This window comes from Ensifer sp. LC11 (assembly GCF_001695835.1).
Taxonomy (GTDB): domain Bacteria; phylum Pseudomonadota; class Alphaproteobacteria; order Rhizobiales; family Rhizobiaceae; genus Ensifer.
In genome coordinates this window covers 55,592-77,811 of the sequence record NZ_MBSO01000072.1, presented here as the reverse complement: position 1 = coordinate 77,811, position 22,220 = coordinate 55,592, and the positions used below count along the sequence as shown (strand labels likewise).

The window sequence follows — 22,220 nt, the reverse complement described above, 5'->3', positions numbered from 1 at the left end:
ATCCATAAAACCTCCGTTCTATGTCTCGGCCAGCCTAGCGGTCCAAGCACGGAGGTCTCTCAAGGAAGATGTAGAACTCGTCCAGTCCTCCACCGGAGGTGGAGGTTTACTTGCTTACAGCGAAAAGCCCTGGAAATCGAAGAGATTTCCAGGGCTTTCTGTTAGGCCTTGAGCGCGCGGTCGAAAACGCGCGACAACCGTTCGGCAAAGCCGCGCGGGTCCTGTGGCTTGTCGCCGTCGAGCACGCGCGCCTGGTCGAGCAGCAGCTGGACCGCATCCGTCCGGAACGCCGTATCGCCGGCAGGGCAGGCGGAAATCGCGGTGATCAGCGCGTGGTTCGGATTGATTTCAAGGATCGGCTTTGGCGCATCGTCGAGGCGGCCGGCACCCTGCAGCATCTTTTCGAGTTGGCGGTCGGGACCGTGCTCCGGCGCGACGAGGCAGACGGCGCTTTCCGTCAGACGATCGGAAGTGCGCACATCCGAGACGTCCGCGCCCAGGGTCTCCTTGGCGAAGGCAACGAAGTCGATGACAAGCTGGCTCGCCTGCGGCGCCTCTTCCTTGCCGCCCTCGGGCTTGGCAATGTTGCTGAGATCGGCCGCACCTTGGGTAATCGACTTCCAGGGCTTTCCGTCGAAATCCGGAGCCGACGTCACCCAGAAGCTGTCGACCGGATCGGTCAGGAGTAGCACCTCGATACCGCGGGCGCGGAAGCCTTCAAGCTGCGGGGAGGCCTTGAGTTGGGCGAGGTTATCGCCGGTCAGATAGTAGATCGCCGACTGGCCTTCCTTCATGTCCTTGACGTAATCGGCAAGGCTGCGCTGGCCTTCATCTGACGTGGTGGTGCGGAAGCGTGACAGCGCCACCAGCTGTTCGCGGCGCTCGTAATCCTCGTAAATGCCTTCCTTCAGCACGCTGCCGAAGTTTTCCCAGACCTTATCGAAGGTCTCCGGCTCGCTTTCCGCCAGCTTTTCGATCGCCGTCAGCACGCGGTTGGTCACACCCTTGCGGATGCTTGCAAGCAGCGGGCTTTCCTGGATCATTTCGCGAGAAACGTTGAGCGGCAGGTCCGAGGTATCGACGAGGCCGCGCACGAAGCGCAGGTAGCGCGGCAGCAATTCCGCTTCGTCGGTAATGAAGACCCGCTTGACGTAGAGCTTCATCCGTCCCTTGCGGTCCGGGTCGAAGAGATCAAAGGGTTTGGAGCCGGGAACAAAGGCGAGCGCGGTATATTCGTGCCGGCCTTCGGCGCGGAAATGGACCGTCAGCGCCGGGTCATCATACTGGCCGGCGACACCGCGGTAGAAGTCCGCATAGTCTTCCTTGCTGATCTCGCTCTTCTGCTTGGTCCACAGCGCGGTGCCGTCGCCGACCTGAACCGGCTCCGCGCCGGGCTTTTCCAGAATGGAGATCGGAACCGGCACGTGGCCGGACTGGTCCTTGACGATGCGCTCGACGGTCCAGCGCGATGTGTAGGTCTTGGCATCCTCCATCAGGTGCAGCGTGATGCGCGTGCCCCGCGCCGGAGCATCAGTGAGATCGGCGGCGGAAACGGTGTAGCTGCCCTTGCCGTCCGAGGACCACAGCCAGGCGTGTTCCGAGCCGGCGTGGCGCGACACGACATCGACCTTGTCGGCGACCATGAAGACGGAATAGAAGCCGACGCCGAACTGGCCGATGAGCTGCGCGCCTTCCTTGCCCTGTGCTGCCTCGATGCGCTCCATGAAGGCGCGCGTGCCGGAACGGGCAATCGTGCCAAGCGCTTCAACCAGCTCGTCGCGGCCCATGCCGATGCCGTTGTCTTCGACGACGAGGCGATGGTTTTCCTCGTCGAGCGTCAACGTGATGCGCGGGGTCGGATCGCCGGCCAGAAGCTCGGGCGAGACGATCGCCTCATAACGCAGTTTCTCGCAGGCGTCGGCGGCATTCGAAATCAGTTCGCGCAGGAAGACGTTCTTGTCGGAGTAGACCGAGTGCACCATCAAATGGAGCAGTCGCGCCACATCGGCTTCGAAGACATGTTTCTCTACGGACATTTCGGTTTCGCTCATCGCTTTGGCAACTCCTTCTGCGTTTCGCCCCAATTGGCAAGCTGCGCTCTGAATTTCAAGGGTTGTCTTGCGGACGGCGTGTTTCTGTATGATGCTGCAGTGCGAAGAAGACGAAGAACGGCTGCGATAGGCAGGGTGTCCGATGGGGTGCGAGATTGAACGTACCGCAATGCTGACAAACCGCGGTAACACGGCACCGCTATACTCTCTTGACCCGGGACGAGACGTTTCGGGACGCTGGTTGCAGTTGATGACGCCGAGCGTTCGCATGTCTTTTTTTGACGTAAGTCAACGCTTAAAGCCCAGCACCGCCCTATAGCCTTCAAAAAGGCCCGGCCTCAATTGCACCGAGGAGTGGACGTTATGCTCAAGCCATCCACGAATGCGACGATACCGACTTTCGCCGATGCGTATTCCTATTCGCTTGATGCCTGGCAAAGATCGATTCTCTTTCTCGATGTCATGCGGCAACGCGGCGCGCAGTACGAGGAGCATCGGACCCAGACCGCGCCGAACGTGCTGGAATTCGAAGCCCAACTCGTGATCGATGGCCGCACGCTGGCACGCCCTGTGAACTATGCGCTGGTCAGCATCGTGCCGCCGCAGGGCGTCGCTGTGGATCAATCGAAGCGTCCGTTTGTCGTCGTCGATCCGCGCGCGGGCCATGGTCCCGGGATTGGCGGCTTCAAGGCCGACAGCGAGATCGGCGTTGCGATGAAGGCGGGCCATCCCTGCTATTTCATCGGCTTTCTTCCTGATCCGGTGCCCGGCCAGACCATCGAGGATATCGCCCTTGCCGAAGCCATCTTTCTCGAAACGGTCATCGCGCGCCATCCCAATGCCGACGGCAAGCCCTGTGTGATCGGCAATTGCCAGGCCGGCTGGGCGGTGATGATCGTCGCGGCGCTCAGGCCGGAGCTTTTTGGCCCGATCATTATTGCCGGCGCGCCGCTCTCCTATTGGGCGGGCGTACACGGCCAGAACCCGATGCGTTATTCGGGAGGGCTTCTCGGCGGAAGTTGGCTGACGGCGCTGACTGGCGATCTCGGCGCCGGCATTTTCGACGGTGCGTGGCTGGTGCAGAATTTCGAGAACCAGAACCCCGCCAACACGCTCTGGACCAAGCAGTACAACCTCTACTCGAAGATCGATACCGAAGCGGCGCGCTATCTCGGCTTCGAGCGCTGGTGGGGCGGCCACGTGACGCTGAATGCCGAGGAAATGCAGTTCATCGTTGATGAGCTCTTTGTCGGCAACAAGCTGGCGACCGGTGAGATCCGCACGTCCGACGGGACCGCGATCGATCTGCGCAATGTCCGCTCGCCGATCGTCGTGTTCTGCTCCAAGGGCGATAACATCACGCCGCCGCAGCAGGCGCTCGACTGGGTTCTCGACCTCTATGACAGCGTCGACGAGATCCGCGCCTACGGCCAGACCATCGTCTATACCGTGCATGAGACGGTGGGGCATCTCGGCATATTCGTCTCGGCCGGTGTCGCGCGTAAGGAGCACGACGAATTTGCCTCCAATATCGAGTTGATCGACGTGCTGCCGCCAGGGCTCTACGAGGCGGTGCTGACTCCGGCGGCCGAAGTGACTGAAGGCAGAGAGTTTGCTTCCGGCGAATGGCTGATGCGCTGCGAGCCGCGAACGCTCGACGATATCCGCGCCCTCGGTGGCAACGATGCCGAGGATGAGCGTCGTTTCGCCACCGCGGCGAAGCTCTCGGAAGTCAATCTGGCGCTCTATCGCACCTATCTGCAGCCGGCGATCAAGGCGGCGGTCACGCCGCCTGTGGCCGAAGCGATGCGGAGCATGCATCCGTTGCGCCTGCAATATGCTCTTTTCGGACCGGACAATCCCTTCATGGCCTGGACGGCCGCGCTTGCGGACCACGTGCGCGAAAACCGAGAACCCGCTGCATCGAACAATCCGTTCATCGCGATGCAAGAGGCGCTGTCGAACCAGGTCGTCGATGGCCTTGAGGCGTGGCGGCGCATGGTCGAGCACGTTTCCGAGCAGACCTTCCACGCAATCTATGGCGCGCCAACCCTTCAGGCGGCACTTGGTGTCGATGCCAACCCGGGCCAGTCGCCACGCAAGGCAACGAAAAGCCTGCTGCATCAAGAACTCGTCGACGCGCGGATCGCCGAGCTCAGATCCCGGATGGCGGAGGGCGGGACCTGCGAGGGGCTCGCCAGGGCGTTGATCTTCGTCGGCATGGCGCGCGGCGGCGCCGACGAGCGCGGCTTCGAAGCGGTGCGCCGGCTCCGGCAGGCGCATCCCGAGGCGAAGCAATTGGACCTTGCCGCGTTCAAGGCGACGATGCGGGAACAGTATTTCATGCTGCTCATCGACGAGGACGCAGCGCTAACAACCCTTCCGAAGTTGTTGCCGGAGGCGATCGAAGAGCGGCGCGCGGCCTTTTCCGCCCTTCGGGAGGTTCTGGAAGCCTCCGGCGCGGTGACAGGCGTCGCGGCCGAACGGCTGCAACGGGTGGCGGAGCTCTTTCGTCTCGACAACGAGCCACCGGTCTCGATCACGGCCGGCAAGGCCGTTCGCAATCGCAAGGCATCCTGATCGAAGAGGAGTTTCGACGTGTCCGAGGCTAGCGCAACGACGCCTGAACTGTCCAAATACGACCGCCTGATCGCCGCTGCGCGGGATGAGACTCCTGCTGTCACGATTGTCGCGCATCCTTGCGACGAGACATCGCTGCGCGGTGCGCTGGAGGCCTCCCAGATGGGGTTGATCGCACCCGTGCTCGTCGGTCCGGAAGCGAAGATCCGCTCTGTCGCCGCCGAACATGGCCTCGACATCGGCGGGCGCGAGATCGTCGATGTGCCGCACAGCCATGCGGCGGCGGCCAAGGCTGTGGCGATGATCCGCGAGGGGCGGGGCGAACTTCTGATGAAGGGGAGCCTGCATACGGACGAATTGATGAAGGAAGTCGCCGCCTCCGCAACCGGCCTCAGGACCGATCGCCGGATTAGTCACGTCTTCATCATGGATGTGCCGGGTCATGCCGAGACGCTCTTCATCACCGATGCGGCGATCAACATTTTCCCGGACCTCGAAGCCAAGCGCGACATCGTGCAGAATGCGATCGACCTCTGGGTCACGATCGGTCTCGGCGAGCCGCGTGTCGCCATCCTTTCGGCGGTGGAAACCGTGACGACAAAAATCCCTTCCACCATCGAAGCCGCTGCGCTCTGCAAGATGGCCGAGCGCGGCCAGATCACCGGCGGCCTGCTCGACGGCCCCCTCGCCTTCGACAACGCGATCGACCCTGAGGCGGCGCGCATCAAGGGCATCGTCTCGCCGGTTGCCGGCCGCGGCCAGATCCTGGTGGTGCCGGACCTCGAGGCCGGCAACATGCTTGCCAAAAACCTTACCTTCCTCTCGCGCGCCGATGCCGCCGGCATCGTGCTGGGTGCGCGGGTGCCGATCGTGCTGACGTCGCGAGCGGATTCGGTGCGTACGCGTCTCGCGTCCTGCGCCGTGGCCGCGCTTTACGCCACGCGGCGTCGGGCGGCACAAGTCGCGGCGGTGTGACCATGGACGCGCTTCTCGTCGTTAATGCCGGGTCGTCCAGTCTCAAGTTCCAGATCTTCGGAATCACGGATGCCGGTTTGGAGCGTCAGGTGAAGGGCCAGATCGCTGGCATCGGTACCCACCCACGTCTGCAGGCGAAAAGCGCAGACGGCACTGTGCTCGTTGATCGAAGCTATGAGGCGGGCGTTGTCGGTGATCTGCCGGCTGCTATTGTGGCGGCTAGAGACTGGCTATTGACGCTGGAGGGTCTCAAGCTGCGCGCCATCGGCCACCGCGTGGTCCATGGTGGCCCCGATTATGCCGCGCCAGTGCTGATCAATGCGGCCGTGCTCGAAAAATTGGCGACCTATCAGGACTTGGCACCGCTGCACCAGCCCAACAACCTCGCGCCGATCCGCCAGGCGATGGCGATCAACCCAGATGTGCCGCAGGTCGCCTGTTTCGACACCGCCTTCCACCACAGTCACCCGGAAGAGGTGAATTGCTACGCCATGCCGCGCCATTTCTATGACGACGGCGTGCGGCGCTACGGCTTCCACGGCCTTTCCTACGAATACATCGCCGAGCGCCTGCATGAGGTGGCGCCACAGAACGCGCAGGGCAGGGTGATCGTCGCCCATCTCGGCAGCGGCGCCTCGATGTGTGCGTTGAAGGATGGCCACAGCCTTGAGACCACCATGGGCTTCACCGCGCTCGACGGTCTGCCGATGGGAACAAGGCCGGGACAGCTCGATCCGGGCGTCGTGCTCTATCTGATCCTCCAGCGCGGCATGAGCGCGAAGGCGGTTTCCGATCTGCTCTACCACGAGGCTGGCCTCAAGGGGCTCTCCGGCGTATCCAACGATATGCGCGATCTTCTTGCCAGCGATGATCCGCATGCCAAGCTCGCCATCGATCACTTCGTCTATCGCTGCGGTCTCAACGCCGGCATGCTGGCGGCCGCACTCGGCGGCATCGACGCCTTCGTCTTTACGGCCGGTGTCGGCGAGAACTCGGCGCCAATCCGTGCCCGCATAGCGGAAAGACTTGCCTGGTTGGGGGCGGTACTCGACCCCGTGGCGAATGAAGCGGGCGCGATGTTGATTTCGACGCCGCAAAGCCGGGTCGCGCTCTACGTTCTTCCGACCGACGAGGAGCTGATGATCGCACGGCACACGCTGGCACTCCTGAAAACCCGTGCAGCCTGACCCAACGGAGACATCCATGTCCATTCCCGCCGCAAAGGCCAAGCTTCTCGACGGCCGCAAGGGCCTGGTGGTCGGCATTGCCAACGACCGTTCGATTGCCTGGGGCTGCGCCCGTGCTTTCCGTGCCTTCGGAGCCGAAGTCGCCGTCACCTATCTGAATGACAAGGCAAAGCCTTATGTGGAGCCGCTGGCGCGCGAACTGGAAGCGCCGATCTTCCTGCCGCTTGACGTTGCCGTTCCGGGCCAGATGGAGGCAGTGTTCGAGGAGATCGAGAGGACCTGGGGAGAGCTGGATTTCGTCGTCCACTCCATCGCCTTTTCGCCGAAGGACACGCTCGGCGGGCGTGTCGTCGATGTTCCACGCGAGGGCTTCCTGAAGACCATGGACATATCCTGCTGGTCGTTCATCCGCATGGCGCATCTCGCCGAACCGCTGATGAAGAACGGCGGCACGCTCTTCACCATGACCTATCATGGCTCGCAGGTGGTGGTGGAGAACTACAACATCATGGGCGTCGCCAAGGCCGCACTCGAAAGTGCCGTCCGCTATCTTGCCGCCGAACTCGGCCCGAAGGGCATTCGCGTCCACGCCATATCGCCGGGCGCACTTGCGACGCGCGCCGCGTCCGGCATCCCCGAGTTCGACGCTCTGCTCGAAAAGACCAAGATCAAATCACCGGCCCGAGTGCTCGTAGACATCGACGATGTCGGCGCCGCCACGGCTTTTCTCGCCCATGACGCCGCCCGGCTGATTACCGGCCAGGTTCTCTATGTCGACGGCGGCTACCACATCGTTGATTGACCGATCGCCTGGGCGCAAGGGTGGTGGTCAGATGTTGCCCATGCAGAGATACTTCATCTCGAGATAGTCCTCGAGACCGTGGCGCGAGCCTTCGCGGCCGATGCCGGATTGCTTGATGCCGCCGAAGGGTGCGGCTTCCGACGACATGCGGCCGGTGTTGATGCCGACCATGCCATATTCCAGCGCCTCGGCCACGTGCCAGACGCGCTTCAGGTTCTCGGCGTAGAAATAGGCGGCAAGTCCGTAGATCGTGTCATTGGCCTCGGCGATCACCTGCTCGGCGGTGTCGAAGCGGATGATCGGGGCGATCGGGCCAAAAGTCTCTTCCTGGGCGACACGCATGTCGGTCGAGATGCCGGTGAGAACGGTCGGCTCGAAGAAGGTTCCCGACGTGCCGATCCTGTGGCCGCCGGCGCGCACCTTGGCGCCTTTGGAAACGGCGTCGACGACATGGGCCTCGATCTTCTCGATCGCGTGCTTGTCGATCATCGGGCCGATGGTGATATCAGGTGTGAAGCCATCGCCGACGGTCAGTTCGGCAACGCGCCTGACGAACTTCTCGGCAAAGGCGTCATGTACGCCCGATTGCACATAGATGCGGTTGGCCGAAACGCAGGTCTGGCCGGCATTGCGAAACTTTGCCTGGATGGCGCCGTCGACCGCCTCGTCGATATCGGCGTCGTCGAAGACGATGAAGGGGGCGTTGCCGCCAAGCTCCAGACTCACCTTCTTGATCTGGTCGGAGCATTGCCGCATCAACAGCCGCCCGACCTCGGTCGAACCCGTGAAGCTGATCTTGCGCACCTTCGGATTGCTGCAGAGTTCGCGGCCGATCGCAGCCCCTTCCGACGCGTAAAGCAGATTGACGACGCCGGCGGGGAAGCCGGCCTTTTCGGCAAGCACGAACATGGCGCCGGCAACGAGTGGGGTCTGCTCGGCGGGTTTCAGCACGATGGTGCAGCCGGCGGCGAGCGCCGGCGAGATCTTGCGGGCGACCATCGATGCCGGAAAGTTCCAGGGCGTGATGGTGCCGACGACACCGACGGGTTGCTTGATGACCAGCATGCGGCGGTCGTTGGCCGGCGCCGGAAAAGTCTCGCCATAGATGCGTTTAGCCTCTTCGGCGTACCATTCGACATAGGCCGCGGCATGCAGCACTTCGCCCTTTGATTCCGAGATCGGCTTGCCCATTTCCGCCGTCAGGATCGCGGCGAGGTCGTCGGCGTGTTCGACGATCAGGTCATGCCAGCGCCGAAGTACGGCGCTGCGGTCCTTGGCGGGTTTTGCCGCCCAGAGCACTTGCGCCCTCGAAGCCGCTTCGATAGCGGAATGGGCCTCTTCAATTCCCATGTCCGGAAGGGTAGCCAGCAGTTCGCCGGTGGATGGGTTGAAAACGTCGAAGGTTGCGCCTGCCCAACCCTTGGCGGTCTCGGGGATCGCGTGAAGGGGCGCGAACAGATCAGCGGCCCGCAGATGTTTGGTGAGGGAAGGGGTCAAAGTCATGGCGGGCATCCTCCAACGGCGCCCATCTGCATCCTGCGAAGGGGCCGCTTTTCCTTGTTCTTGCGGGTGCCGGCCAGTGTCGGCACCCGATCCTCTCATACACGGCGTTAGCGCAAATCCGGCCAAAGTGCGACGCGGTTTTTCGTCCGGCATCGCGCAATTTCAAAGTGATCAGTCAATTCGCCGTCTCAATGACACGGCGAAATGACCACAAGGTCGCCCGGTCGGGCGTCAGCCGCGCGCCGCGACGATCGAGGCCTCGAGAATGTCGAGCGCTTCGGCAAACACTTCGTCCTGGATGGTGATCGGTGCCAGGAAGCGAATGACGTTGCCATGCACGCCGCAGGTCAAGAGGATCAGGCCCTTTTCCAGCGCGATCAGCCGCACCTTGTTGGCGAAGTCGGCGCTCGGCAGGTTGGTCTTCACGTCGTTGAACTCGACGGCGTTCATGAAGCCAGGGCCGCGGATGTCGGCAATCTCGGGCACCAGTTCGCGGATCGCGGCCAGGCGCTGCTTCAGGCGGCCGCCGAGCTGTTCAGCCCGTTCGCAGAGCTGCTCTTCGGCGATGACGTCAAGTACGGCATGTGCTGCGGCAATGCCGAGCGGGTTGCCGCCATAGGTGCCGCCAAGACCGCCGGATGCCGGCGCATCCATGACCTCGGCGCGACCGGTGACGGCTGCAAGCGGGAAACCGCCGGCAAGGCTCTTGGCCATGGTGATGAGGTCAGGCGCGACGTCGTGGTGGTCCATCGCAAACATCTTGCCGGTGCGGGCAAAGCCGGTCTGAACCTCGTCGGCGATCAGCAGAATGCCGTGCTGGTCGCAGATTTCGCGCAGTGCCTTCATGAAGGTGGCGGGCGCCGGATAGAAGCCGCCTTCGCCCTGCACCGGTTCCAGGATGATTGCGGCCACGCGGCCCGGATCGACGTCCGCGGCAAAGAGCTTCTTCAGCGCCGCGAGCGACTGTTCGGCGGTAATGCCATGCAGCTCGATCGGGAAGGGGGCGTGGAAGACATCGCCCGGCATCGCGCCGAAGCCGACTTTGTAGGGAACGACCTTGCCGGTCAGCGCCATGCCCATGAAGGTGCGGCCGTGGAAGCCGCCGCTAAAGGCGATGACCGCCTGGCGGCCGGTCGAAGCGCGGGCGATCTTGACGGCGTTTTCGACGGCCTCGGCGCCTGTCGTCACGAAGATCGTCTTCTTGGCGAAGTTGCCGGGCGTCAAAGCGTTCAGGCGTTCGGCGAGGTGCACGTAGGATTCGTAAGGAACCACCTGGTGGCAGGTGTGGGTGAAGCGGTCGATCTGCGCCTTGACCGCTTCAATGACCTTCGGGTGACGGTGGCCCGTGTTGACGACCGCAATGCCGGAGGCGAAGTCGATGTAGCGATTGCCTTCCTTGTCCCAGATTTCCGAGTTTTCCGCACGATCGGCGTAAATCTGGGTGGTCATGCCGACGCCACGCGAAATGGCGGCGTTCTTGCGGTCGGTGAGGGTGGTCATGGCACGTTCCTGTCACTACTGGAGTTAATATATTGCATTTTTTCTGCAAGTTTATTTTGGAAGTGGTACACCTTTCATTGTCGATTGCAAATCAAATTTGGTGATCGAGACAACACGGTCGCTGATGGGCCTCCTTGTCAGATCTCGATCGCGATGACTAAGGTCGCAAACACGCTGGAGCCGCACGGATTCGTGCAGCGCCGGCGGGCGTTAAAAGGGAATTTGGAATGGGCGCTGTGCGCTACAAGGTTGCCGAGGCAGCGCGTCTGGCGGGGGTCTCCGCTTCGACGCTGAGGTTGTGGGAGACGCAAGGGCTGGTCGTGCCCGAGCGTTCGCCGACGGGGCACCGGCAATATACCGAGAGCGATCTCGCCCGGCTGAAACGCATCTCCTGGTTCCGCGCCGAACGCGGACTGAACCCGGCCGCGATCCGCGAGGCTTTGGAGGCAGAGGGATCCGCCGACGATCAGGCAGCTTCGCCGACGAGTGACAGCGCCGACAATCAGGTCGGGCGCAAGCTGAGAAGCCTGAGGCACGCCGCCGGCAAAACGCTGGAGCAGGTCGCGGGCGATATCGGCATAGCAGCATCGGTGCTTTCGACGCTGGAGCGCACCTCGCAAGGCGTATCGGTCGCCGTCTTGCATAACATCGCCGAGTATTTCGGGACGACCGTTTCCAGCCTGTCGGGCGAGGAGGAGGCGGATGCGCGCGCCGTGGTGCGCGCCGGCGAGTGGCGGACCTGGCCGCGCACCACACCCGGCGTCACCGTGCAATTGCTCGCCGATGGCCGCAACCAGATGGACTGCCACCGCTTCGTGCTGGAACCGGGCGCCTCCAGCGAGGGTGCCTACCGGCACGAGGGCGAGGAATTCGTCTATGTGCTGTCCGGCCGGGTCGAGTTCATCCTCGACAGCGACCAGTTCTATGACCTCGGCGTCGGAGACTCACTCTATTTCGAAAGCAAGAGGCGCCACGCCTGGACGAACCGGCACGACGGCGAGACCGTGCTGCTCTGGGTCAACACGCCGCCGACGTTCTGAGCTGCGGTCGACCCTGTTCTTCCGATAGAACCGGCTGAAACAAGATCGGCGCGTGACCCCGTTGGGACCGCGCGCCGATTGGCATTCGCGTTTAAGCGAAGCGCCCGCCTCCCTTTTTATCGAGGAAGCCGGACGGAACGCATAGATCAGATCAGGCCGCAGCGTAGCGCTTGGCCATTTCCGACAGACGCAGAGCGCGGATCTTCGATGCCTTGCCGGCAGTGCGGAACGCCTCGAAGCGCTCCTTGCAGACTTCGGTCATCAGCGCCGTTGCCGGCTTCAGGTAGTTGCGCGGGTCGAAGTTCTCCGGATTCTCGGCGAAGTTCTTGCGGATGGTGCCGGTCATCGCGAGACGCAGGTCGGTGTCGATGTTGACCTTGCGCACGCCGAGCGGGATGCCCTTCTGGATTTCGGAGACCGGAACGCCCCAGGTCGGCTTCATCTTGCCGCCATAGGTGTTGAAGAGATCCTGCAGATCCTTCGGAACGGACGACGAACCGTGCATGACGAGATGCGTGTTCGGCAGCTTCCTGTTGATCTTGGCGATCGTCTCGATCGACAGGATGTCGCCATCGGGCTCGCGGGTGAACTTGTAGGCGCCATGGCTGGTGCCGATCGCGACGGCCAGTGCATCGACGCCGGTCCTGGTGACGAAGTCGAGTGCCTGGTCCGGGTCGGTGAGGAGTTCTTCGCGCGACAGTTTGCCTTCGAAGCCGTGGCCGTCTTCCTTGTCGCCGGCGCCGGTTTCGAGGTTGCCGAGGCAGCCGAGTTCGCCTTCGACCGAAACGCCGGCCGCGTGCGCAATCTTCACCACTTCGGCCGTGACGGCGATATTGTATTCGTAGCTCGCAACGGTCTTGCCGTCTTTCTCCAGCGAGCCGTCCATCATGACGGAGGTGAAGCCGTTGGTGATCGCCGAGATGCAGGTCGACGGCTGGTCGCCGTGGTCGAGGTGCAGACAGACAGGGATATGCGGGTACTCTTCCGCGGCACCCAGGATCAGGTGGCGCAGGAACGCATCACCCGCATAGGAACGGGCGCCACGGCTTGCCTGAAGAATCACCGGACTGTCGGTGGCATCGGCTGCGCGCATAACGGCCTGAATATATTCAAGATTGTTCACATTGAACGCCGGCAGCGCGTAGTCGTTCTCCGCCGCATGGTCGAGCAGTTGCCGCAATGTGATCAATGCCATTCGCTATCTCCCTTGGTGCTTAAGCGCAGCCTTCTCGGTGCGCCACAAAAACAATCCGGCTCAAGACGCCGCATGGCATCATCGCAGGCAGGCGATGGCCGGTACTCCGTGCGGCGTGACGGCGCGCGCGAATTGGTCGCGCCCACCGAAGTCCGGCGCACAATAGTTCATCAAGGTGGTTTGACAACCGGTCAAAGGGCAGGTTGCCAGAGGTCGAAAGACGCTTCAATCGATTTTACTGTGGACTGGATGCAACAGGTTTGCCGTTAAGTCGTTTCGCTTTCTGGTGGTGGCTTCGAAGAGAGGGGGACAATGCACCTGCGCACAACCGATGGGTGCTGGTTGCGCACCATACACTATCGAGAGGAGGACGTTCCGGAAACAGTCTGTCGACAAGGAGTGAACGGGTCGCAAGAAGATTGCGGCGAAAGCCGTCTTTCTTTCTGCACATTACGTAAACTGCGGCTAAAATTCACAAACTTTGCATTGGAGGCGATTCGAGACCTGTTCTCACGGCACTTTGTCGATAAAAATTATCGACCTAAAACGTTGCAGGAGATTTCGCGAAATTGCCGCGCTCTCGTCATATGTCCGTCGCAAAGGCGACGAAAAGAATCGCAAACGAAATACAACCTATGGGATAGGTTGGAATCCGCTCTATAGATAAAGATGCAAACGACCGCAGAATCCGCCTTGCCTTTGGGGGCGATTTGCACTTCTCTCCTGCGATCACAAACCCAAAAAAGGGGAAGGAGAGAAAGAAAATGGCCTCACTGAAACTCAACCTGCGTGCTGCCGCGTTGATCGGCTCGCTGCTCATCGGAGCAAGCCCGGCGCTCGCCGAAGCTGTCCTGCATCGCGGCAATGCAGGTGAGCCGCAGACGCTCGACCAGCACCACACCTCGATCAACATCGAAGCGTTCATCCTCAAGGACCTCTACGAGGGCCTGACGATCTATGACGCCGCTGCCAAGATCATCCCGGGTGTCGCTGAAACGTGGGAGCTCTCGGACGACGGTACGGTCTACACCTTCAAGCTGCGCGCCGACGCCAAGTGGTCGGACGGTTCGCAGGTAACGGCTGAGGACTTTGTTTTCTCCTTCCGTCGCGTTGAAGATCCGAAGACCGCTGCCGGCTACGCCAACATTCTCTTCCCGATCAAGAACGCCGAAAAGGTCAACAAGGGCGAACTGCCGACCGACCAGCTTGGCATAAAGGCGATCGATGAAAAGACGGTCGAGATCACGCTTGAGCGCCCGACCCCGTTCTTCCTCGAACTGCTGGCGCACCAGACTGCACTTCCGGTCAGCAAGGCAAGCGTCGAAAAGAACGGCACCGACTTCGTCAAGCCGGGCGTCATGGTTTCGAACGGCGCGTTCACGCTCGCTGCGCACGTTCCGAACGACAGCCTGACCGTTGTGAAGAACGCCAACTACTGGGATGCGGCCAACGTCAAGCTCGACAAGGTCATCTTCTACCCGATCGACGACCAGGCCGCCTCGGTCCGTCGCTTCGAAGCCAAGGAAATGGATCTCGTCTACAACTTCTCGGCCGACCAGATCGATCGCCTGCGCACGTCCTACGGCGAGCAGGTCCACGTCTCGCCGTCGCTCGCGACGTATTATTACGCCTTCGACACCCGTCAGGAGCCCTATAGCGACGTGCGCGTCCGTCAGGCGCTGTCCATGGCCGTCGACCGCGACTTCCTTGCCAAGGAAATCTACGCCGGTTCGCAGCTCCCCGCCTATTCGATGGTTCCCCCGGGCATCGAAAGCTACGGTGAGCCGTCCAAGGCCGAGTTCGGCACGCTGTCCCAGCTCGACCGCGAAGACAAGGCCATCGCCCTGATGAAGGAAGCCGGTTACGGCGAAGGTGGCAAGCCGCTCGACATCGAGCTGCGCTACAACACCAACCCGAACCACGAGCGTGTCGCAACCGCTGTTGCCGATATGTGGAAGAACACCTTCGGCGCCAAGGTGTCGCTGGTGAACCTCGACGTGTCCTCGCACTACGCTTACCTGCAGGAAGGCGGCAAGTTCAACGTTGCCCGCGCCGGCTGGCAGGCTGACTACGCGGATGCCGAGAACTTCCTGGCGCTTAGCGTCGGCTCCAACAAGACCTTCAACTACGGCCACTTCGAAAACGCTGAATTCGACGGCCTGATGAAGAAGTCCTACGACGAGCAGGATCCGGCCGCTCGCTCGAAGCTGATGCATGAAGCAGAAGCGCTGCTGATGAAGGAACAGCCGATCGCGCCGCTTCTGACCCAGGCCGACCTGTGGCTGGTTGCCAGCCGCGTCAAGGGCTGGGCGGACAATGCTCCGAACGAGCACCTGAGCAAGTTCCTGAGCATCGCCGAATAACGAACAGAGACGACGCGCGGTGACACGCCGCGCGTCGCCTCCGGAGTACGACCATGATTTCCTTCATCCTTCGCCGATTGGCGAGTGCGGTGCCGACCTTGTTTATCGTCGTCACCATTTCGTTTTTCCTGATGCGGTTTGCCCCCGGTGGCCCCTTCAACCTCGAGCGTCCTCTTCCGCCACAAACCATGGCGAACCTGATGAAGACGTATCAGCTCGACCAGCCTCTTTGGCGCCAATACACGCACTATCTCAGCAATGCGGTGACCGGCGACTTCGGCCCGAGCTATGTCTATAAGGACAACAACGTCGCTGAACTGATCGGCAAGGGTCTGCCCTATTCGATGGAGCTCGGCTTCTACGCGTTGCTTATCGCGTTGATCGGCGGCGTCACCGCCGGAACGATCGCCGCGCTTCGGCAAAACAGCGTTCTCGATTTCACCATTATGTCGTTTTCGACGATCGGGGTCACCGTGCCCAATTTCGTCGTCGGCCCGGTGCTGACGCTGGTCTTTGCGATCGTGCTCGCATGGCTTCCGGCCGGCGGCTGGGGTGACGGATCGCTGCGTTTCCTGATCCTGCCGATGATCGCGCTGGCATTGCCGCAGCTTGCGGTCTTTGCGCGGCTCACGCGGGGCTCGATGATCGAAGCGCTGCACACCGACCATATCCGAACGGCCAAGGCCTACGGCCTGCCATCGCGAACGGTCGTCGTCACCCACGCCATGCGTGGCGCGATGCTGCCGGTCGTCTCCTATCTCGCGCCTTGCGCTGCGGCCCTTCTGACCGGCTCGGCCGTCGTCGAGACGATCTTCACCATCCCCGGCGTCGGTCGATACTTCGTCCTTGGCGCCATCAACCGAGACTATACGCTGGTGATGGGCACGGTTATTCTCGTCGCCATCTTCGTCATCGTTTTCAATCTCCTGGTCGACATTCTCTACGGCCTGCTCGATCCGAGGGTTCGCCATGACTGATATCGCCCAGACCCCGGCGGCGACGCCGGAAACCAAGGGGCGAAGCCTCTTCCAGCTCGCTGCCATGCGCTTCCGGCGCAACCGCGCCGCCATGGCCGGCTGCTTTATGCTGGCGCTGATCGCGCTGTTCTCGTTCCTCGGTCCGTTCTTCGTCCCGCACACCTACGATCAGGTGTTTCCGTCCTACGTCTCGATCAGCCCGAGCCTGGAGCCGCGTCCGGATACGTCGACGCTTCAGGACGTTATGGAAGGGGTGGCCACCCGCGCGCGCGTTACGCTCACGGAGTTCAATCTCGAGGGCGAAACCTTCACCGCGACGATTACCTCCGAACAGCCGATCGATTCCCGTGCCACGCGCTACTTCGACCGCGCCAACGAGTTCCGCGACACCCAGGTGGTGGCAACGGAAAACGACGGGAAAACGCTGAAGGTCACCGGCCAGGTCGACCGGGAATATTTCCCCTTCGGCACGGATTCCAACGGCCGCGACCTCCTGGTTCGCGTCATGCTCGGCGGCCAGATCTCGATTGCCGTCGGCCTGCTTGCGAGCCTCGTGTCGCTCGGCATCGGCGTCGTTTATGGCGCGACATCGGGCTACATTGGCGGTCGTGTCGACAACGTCATGATGCGCCTGGTGGAGATCATGTATTCTCTGCCCTTCGTGTTTCTGGTCGTCGTTCTCGTCGTGTTCTTCGGCCGCTCGTTCATCCTGATCTTCCTGGTGATCGGCGCGGTGGAATGGCTCGACATGGCCCGTATCGTGCGCGGCCAGACGCTGGCGCTCAAACGCCGCGAATTCGTCGGCGCCGCGCAGGCGCTCGGCCTCACCGACTGGCAGATCATCCGCCGGCACATCATCCCCAACACGATCGGCCCGGTCATCGTCTTCGTGACCGTCGTCGTGCCCAAGGTGATCCTGCTCGAGAGCTTCCTCTCCTTCCTCGGCCTTGGCGTTCAGGCGCCGCTGACGAGCTGGGGGGCGCTGATCTCGGAAGGCGCAAACAACATCCAGTCGGCGCCATGGCTTTTGATCTTCCCGGCCATCTTCTTCGTCTTGACGCTGTTCTCTCTGAACTTCGTCGGCGACGGCCTGCGCGATGCGCTCGACCCGAAGGATCGCTGACATGGCAGATACCAAGGAAACCATCCTGGCCGTGCGCGGCCTCAAGGTGAACTTCTCGACGCCTGACGGCACCGTGGAAGCGGTCAAGGGCATCGATCTCGATGTCCGCACCGGCGAGACGCTTGCAGTCGTCGGTGAGTCCGGTTCCGGCAAGAGCCAGACGATGATGGGCATCATGGGCCTGCTCGCCAAGAACGGCGACGTCACGGGCTCCGCACGCTATCGCGGGCAGGAACTCGTCGGCCTTCCGCCAAAGGCGCTCAACCAGGTCCGCGGCGCGAAGGTCACCATGATCTTCCAGGAGCCGATGACCTCGCTCGATCCGCTCTACCCGATCGGCCGCCAGATCGCCGAGCCGATCGTTCACCACCGTGGCGGCTCGTTCAAGCAGGCGCGGGCGCGCGTGCTTGAACTGCTGGAGCTCGTCGGCATCCCCGAGCCGGGGCGTCGCATCGACAGCTATCCGCACGAGCTTTCGGGCGGCCAGCGCCAGCGCGTGATGATCGCCATGGCGCTTGCCAACGAGCCTGATCTCCTGATTGCCGACGAACCGACGACGGCACTCGACGTGACGATCCAGGCGCAGATCCTTGACCTCCTGAAGTCGCTGCAGCAGCGTTTCGGCATGGCGATCGTGCTGATCACGCACGACCTCGGCATCGTCAAGCACTTTGCCGACCGCGTTGCGGTGATGCGTCGCGGCGAAGTGGTGGAAAAGGGAACGACGGCGGATATCTTCGAACGGCCGCAGGCCGACTATACGAAGATGCTGCTGGCCGCCGAGCCGAGTGGCCGCAAGGCGTCTCCGCCCGACAGTGCACCGATCATCCTCGAAGGCCGCGACGTCTGCGTCGATTACCAGATCGGCGGCGGTCTCTTCCGGGGCGGAAAATCCGTCTTCCGGGCCGTGGATAGCGTGAACCTGCGCCTGAAAGAGGGACAGACGATCGGTGTCGTCGGCGAGTCCGGCTCAGGCAAGTCGACGCTTGGACGCGCGCTTCTCCGGCTTCTGCCGAGCAGCGGCCACTACCGCTTTGGAACGACGGATATTTCCGGCTTCGACCGTGGGCAGATGCGGCCGCTGCGGCGCACGCTGCAGCTCGTCTTCCAGGATCCCTACGGCTCGCTGTCACCACGACGCACCGTCGGCGAGATCATCACCGAAGGTCTGCACGTGCATGAGCCCGAGCTCAGCCGTGCCGACCGCGACCGCCGGGCGTCCGAGGCGCTGAAGGAAGTGGGACTCGATCCGGCGTCACGCAACCGCTACCCGCACGAGTTTTCGGGCGGCCAGCGGCAGCGTATCGCGATTGCGCGTGCGATGATCCTGAAGCCGAAGGTCGTCATTCTCGATGAGCCGACATCGGCGCTCGACCGGTCGGTTCAGGGGCAGGTGATCGAGCTGTTGCGCGACCTGCAGCGCTCGCACGGGCTTTCCTATATCTTCATCAGTCACGACCTTTCGGTTGTGAAAGCGATGTCGGACTACGTCATCGTCATGAAGAACGGCAAGATCGTCGAAGAGGGCGAAACGGATGCGATCTTCGAGGCGCCGAAGCAGCCCTATACCAAGACGCTGATTGGGGCAGCCTTCAACGTCTGAGCCCGTAGCCACGACCATTGACGGGGACGCGAGCGATCGCGTCCCCGTTTTCGTTTCCGCTCATGTGATTGCGGCAGCGGCTCCGATCAGAGCTCGCCTTCGGCGGAGAAATCCGCTGCCACGAGCTTCTTGTCGAGCCCGAACTTCTGCATCTTCTCGTAGAGCGTCTTGCGCGAGATGCCGAGCGATTCATAGACCGGCTTCAGCGCGCCGCCATGGGCGGCGATGGCGCTGGCGATCAGCCCCTTTTCATAGGCTGCCACCTTGTCGGCCAGCCGGCCGCCGTTCTCCGACTTTGCCGCATCGTCGGACGTCGCGTCGAGCCCGAGTACCAGCCGCTCGGCCGCATTGCGAAGTTCGCGCACGTTTCCCGGCCACTCGCGCTCCGCCATTTCCGCCAGCATCGCCTGGGAGACGTCGACTTCGTCCCGGCCGTAGCGCGCGGCGGATTCCCTGACAAGCTGCAGGAACAGCAGCGGGATATCGGCGCGGCGCTGGGCGAGCGAGGGAACCCTGAGTGTCGCGACGTTGAGGCGGTAGAGCAGGTCTGCACGGAAGCGCCCCGCTGCGACCTCCTTTTCGAGATCGACCTTGCTGGTGGCGATGAAGCGTACGTCGAGCGATACCTGTTCGTTCGATCCGAGCCGGGTGATGACGCGCTCCTGCAGGACGCGCAGAAATTTCGCCTGCAGGTCGAAGGGCATCGAGCCGATTTCGTCGAGCAGGATGGTGCCGCCGCGACCGTGCTCGAACTTGCCGTAGCGCGGGCGGATAGCACCTGGAAAAGCGCCGGGCTCGTGGCCGAAGAGCTCGCTTTCGATCAGGTTTTCAGGCAGCGCGGCGCAGTTGATGGCGATGAACGGGCTGTTGGCACGGGCGCTGAGATCGTGCAGCGTCCGTGCCAGTACCTCCTTACCGACGCCAGTGTCGCCAATGATCAACGTGTCCGCGTCGGCAGCGCCGATGGCGCGGATCCGGTAGCGCAGATCGACCATGACCTGGCTTCTGCCCGGAAGTCGCTGCTCGATGTCATCGCGCTTGCCGGCGACCGCCTTCAGGCGGCGGTTTTCAAGAACCAGCGCGCGCCAGTCGAGCGCACGGCGGATCGTGCCGGCAAGCATCTGCGCTGCAAAGGGCTTTTCAACAAAATCATAGGCGCCTTCGCGCATGGCGCGGACCGCTAGCTGCACGTCGCCATGGCCGGTGATGAGGATGACCGGCACCTCTGCGTCGATCTCGCGGATGCGTTGCAGGAGGGTCATGCCGTCCATGCCGGGCATGCGGATGTCGCTGATGACGACGCCTGGGAAGCTGAAACTGATGAATTCGAGCGCGTGTTCGGCGGCTGCGAAGGCGTCGACACGGAACCCGGCGAGCTCCAGCGCCTGCGCGCTCGAATGGCGCACATCCTCTTCGTCGTCGACGAGCAGGATCCGGCTCTCGATCATTCGGCGGCCTCCCGGGTATTGTCGCTGTCGGCGGCGAGTTCGATGCGGAGTTCGGCCCCGCCATCGGGCAGGTTGACGGCAATGAGGCTGCCGCCGAAGTCCTTGACGATGTTATAGGAAATCGAGAGGCCAAGGCCCAGCCCCTTGCCGACGCCCTTTGTGGAAAAGAACGGATCGAAGATGCGCTCGGCGATCGCCGGCGCGATGCCGGGCCCCCGGTCACGGACGCTTAGCACCACCTTGTCACCATGACGCTCTGCCTGCAGGCGAATGGTGCGATCGTCCAGGCCCTCGACCGCGTCGGCCGCGTTTGAGATGACGTTGACGAGCACCTGCTGCAGGCGCACAAGTCCCGCCTTGACCACGAGCGGCTCCGGTCCGAGATCGATCTCGACCGTTGCCGCAGCCGCCTTCAAGCGAACAGAGACGATCTCCATCGTGTCACGAACGACTTCATCGATGAGAACCGGCCCAAGCTTTTCGTTTGGCTTGCGCGCGAAATTGCGCAAATGCTTGCTGATGGCGGCCATGCGGTCGACGAGACCTGAAATCCGCCGGATGTTGTCGCTGGCTTCCTCCGAGCGGCCACGCTCGATCAGGAGCGTCGCGCTGTCGGCATAGGTCTTGGCGGCGGCAAGCGGCTGGTTGAATTCGTGCGAAAGCGCCGCGGACATCTGTCCGAGCCCGGCCAGTTTTCCGGCCTGGATAAGATCGGCCTGGGTGCGACGCAACTGCTGTTCGGTCAGTCGCCGTTCGGCAATTTCCTCTTCGATCTGAGTGTTGACGCGCGCAAGGTCGGCCGTGCGTTCATCCACCCGTCGTTCGAGTTCGACCTGGGCTTCGGCCTGCATCGAGATCCGTTCGTTGAGCCGCGCGCGCCGCTGCAGAATGATCGCAACACCAAGTCCGGCAAGACAAATCATGAGCAGGGCGGCAATGACTGATGTCAGTGCCTGTGCGCGCACGGAGGCGGTGTCGATGAGGACATTCACCGTCCAGTCGGCCTCGGGCATCGGTTGCGAAAGCATGAGATATTCGCGGCTGGAATTGTTGGACGATACCGTGAGGAAATGGTTGCCGGCCGAGATGCTCTCGGACGCGGGAAGGGCGTGCACCGTTGCATCGGCGTAACGCCTTGACGCCTCGCTGCGGGCCAGGCGTTCGGAGGTTAGCGGCTGGATCGAAGCGTAAAGCCAGTCTCGATTACCGGACATAAAGATAATGCCGTCGGGGTCGGAGACGAAGATCTTGTATTCGCCGCCTTCCCAGGAGGCCTCGATGCTTTCGACATCGACCTTGAACACCATGACGCCGCGGATCTCGTCGCCGATGCGGATAGGCGAACCGAAGAAGTAGCCCCGTTTCAATGATGTCGTGCCCAAGGCGTAGAACCGAGATTCCTGGCCGCGCAACGCCTCCTGGAAGTAGGGCCTGTAGCTGAAATTCTGGCCGATGAAACTTGTCGGCCCGTCGTAGTTGCTTGCCGCGATCGTATCGCCATCAGGGGTGATGACGTAGATGTCCGAGGACTGGAGAAGGGTGTTGATGCTTTTCAGGTAGGCGTTGACCGCTTCCTTCAGCCGCCGGTCACGCGGTCGGGTGACCAGTTCCTGGACATCCTCGTGATCGGCGATCAGCGCAGGCAGCGCCTGATAGCGACTGAGATGGCCGTCGAGCGCGGTAACGGCAAGCCGGAGCGCCGTCGTTGCCTGAGCGGTTGCTTCGCGCAGATAGCTGTCGGTCGCGACCTTATGGCCCTGCCAGGCCAACATGCCTGCTAGCAACGGCAACACCAAACCGAGAACCAGTCGATACTTCACAGATGTCTGCGCCCCTCCTCGCGTGCTTGCGATAACCCGTCGCTCAACAATCT

General features: G+C 62.3%; 15 protein-coding genes. 9 read left to right on the top strand and 6 right to left on the bottom strand.

Features of this window, described 5'->3' with window-relative positions; all coding sequences use genetic code 11:
- Window positions 1-161 precede the first annotated feature (161 nt).
- Window positions 162-2,051 carry a molecular chaperone HtpG gene (gene htpG, locus BBX50_RS28200; protein WP_065778601.1) on the bottom strand — a complete coding sequence of 630 codons (1,890 nt, stop codon included), beginning with the start codon at window positions 2,049-2,051 and terminating at the stop codon, window positions 162-164.
- Between the two features lie 363 nt (window positions 2,052-2,414).
- Between htpG and BBX50_RS28195 the strand changes: the two genes are divergently transcribed.
- Genes BBX50_RS28195 through fabI form a run of 4 tightly spaced genes read left to right on the top strand, consistent with a single transcriptional unit; the run spans window position 2,415 to window position 7,595 of the window.
- Window positions 2,415-4,631 (top strand): DUF3141 domain-containing protein, encoded by a 2,217-nt coding sequence (locus tag BBX50_RS28195; RefSeq protein WP_065778600.1) that lies wholly within the window; start codon window positions 2,415-2,417, stop codon window positions 4,629-4,631.
- An 18-nt stretch (window positions 4,632-4,649) separates the two neighbouring features.
- Entirely contained in the window at window positions 4,650-5,606 is a 957-nt protein-coding gene (locus BBX50_RS28190; protein WP_065778599.1) for a phosphate acetyltransferase, read from the top strand.
- A 2-nt stretch (window positions 5,607-5,608) separates the two neighbouring features.
- A complete protein-coding gene (locus BBX50_RS28185; protein WP_065778598.1) occupies window positions 5,609-6,793 on the top strand; it encodes an acetate kinase in 1,185 nt (394 codons plus the stop codon).
- A gap of 16 nt (window positions 6,794-6,809) precedes the next feature.
- Window positions 6,810-7,595, top strand: a complete 786-nt coding sequence (gene fabI, locus BBX50_RS28180) for an enoyl-ACP reductase FabI (RefSeq protein WP_065778597.1) — start codon at window positions 6,810-6,812, stop codon at window positions 7,593-7,595.
- A 27-nt stretch (window positions 7,596-7,622) separates the two neighbouring features.
- Here the strand turns inward: fabI and BBX50_RS28175 are convergent, their stop codons facing one another.
- Window positions 7,623-9,098 (bottom strand): NAD-dependent succinate-semialdehyde dehydrogenase, encoded by a 1,476-nt coding sequence (locus BBX50_RS28175; protein WP_065778596.1) that lies wholly within the window; start codon window positions 9,096-9,098, stop codon window positions 7,623-7,625.
- A 231-nt stretch (window positions 9,099-9,329) separates the two neighbouring features.
- Window positions 9,330-10,598, bottom strand: a complete 1,269-nt coding sequence (locus BBX50_RS28170; RefSeq protein WP_065778595.1) for a 4-aminobutyrate--2-oxoglutarate transaminase — start codon at window positions 10,596-10,598, stop codon at window positions 9,330-9,332.
- Between the two features lie 227 nt (window positions 10,599-10,825).
- Between BBX50_RS28170 and BBX50_RS28165 the strand changes: the two genes are divergently transcribed.
- Window positions 10,826-11,638 (top strand): MerR family transcriptional regulator, encoded by an 813-nt coding sequence (locus BBX50_RS28165; RefSeq protein WP_065778594.1) that lies wholly within the window; start codon window positions 10,826-10,828, stop codon window positions 11,636-11,638.
- A 151-nt stretch (window positions 11,639-11,789) separates the two neighbouring features.
- Here BBX50_RS28165 and fba read toward each other — a convergent pair whose 3' ends face one another.
- Entirely contained in the window at window positions 11,790-12,833 is a 1,044-nt protein-coding gene (fba, locus tag BBX50_RS28160; RefSeq protein WP_065778593.1) for a class II fructose-bisphosphate aldolase, read from the bottom strand.
- Between the two features lie 764 nt (window positions 12,834-13,597).
- Between fba and BBX50_RS28155 the strand changes: the two genes are divergently transcribed.
- From BBX50_RS28155 to BBX50_RS28140, 4 genes are read left to right on the top strand one after another with little or no spacing between them, the layout of a single operon-like run.
- Complete coding sequence (locus tag BBX50_RS28155) at window positions 13,598-15,196, top strand: peptide ABC transporter substrate-binding protein (protein WP_065778592.1); 1,599 nt, start codon at window positions 13,598-13,600, stop codon at window positions 15,194-15,196.
- Window positions 15,197-15,249: 53 nt separating this feature from the next.
- Window positions 15,250-16,173 carry an oligopeptide ABC transporter permease OppB gene (oppB, locus tag BBX50_RS28150; protein WP_034799616.1) on the top strand — a complete coding sequence of 308 codons (924 nt, stop codon included), beginning with the start codon at window positions 15,250-15,252 and terminating at the stop codon, window positions 16,171-16,173.
- On the top strand, window positions 16,166-17,296 hold the full coding sequence (locus BBX50_RS28145; protein ID WP_065778591.1) for an ABC transporter permease subunit: 1,131 nt from the start codon (window positions 16,166-16,168) through the stop codon (window positions 17,294-17,296). Before oppB ends, BBX50_RS28145 begins: the two co-directional genes overlap by 8 nt.
- A 1-nt stretch (window position 17,297) precedes the next feature.
- Window positions 17,298-18,899 carry an ABC transporter ATP-binding protein gene (locus BBX50_RS28140; RefSeq protein WP_065778590.1) on the top strand — a complete coding sequence of 534 codons (1,602 nt, stop codon included), beginning with the start codon at window positions 17,298-17,300 and terminating at the stop codon, window positions 18,897-18,899.
- Between the two features lie 86 nt (window positions 18,900-18,985).
- Here BBX50_RS28140 and BBX50_RS28135 read toward each other — a convergent pair whose 3' ends face one another.
- Together BBX50_RS28135 and BBX50_RS28130 are read right to left on the bottom strand one after the other, a co-directional pair.
- Window positions 18,986-20,347 carry a sigma-54 dependent transcriptional regulator gene (locus BBX50_RS28135; RefSeq protein ID WP_065778589.1) on the bottom strand — a complete coding sequence of 454 codons (1,362 nt, stop codon included), beginning with the start codon at window positions 20,345-20,347 and terminating at the stop codon, window positions 18,986-18,988.
- Window positions 20,344-22,167, bottom strand: coding sequence for a sensor histidine kinase (locus BBX50_RS28130; RefSeq protein ID WP_083213737.1), 1,824 nt, complete (start codon window positions 22,165-22,167; stop codon window positions 20,344-20,346). The genes BBX50_RS28135 and BBX50_RS28130 overlap by 4 nt, the downstream gene beginning before the upstream one ends.
- Window positions 22,168-22,220: the final 53 nt, after the last annotated feature.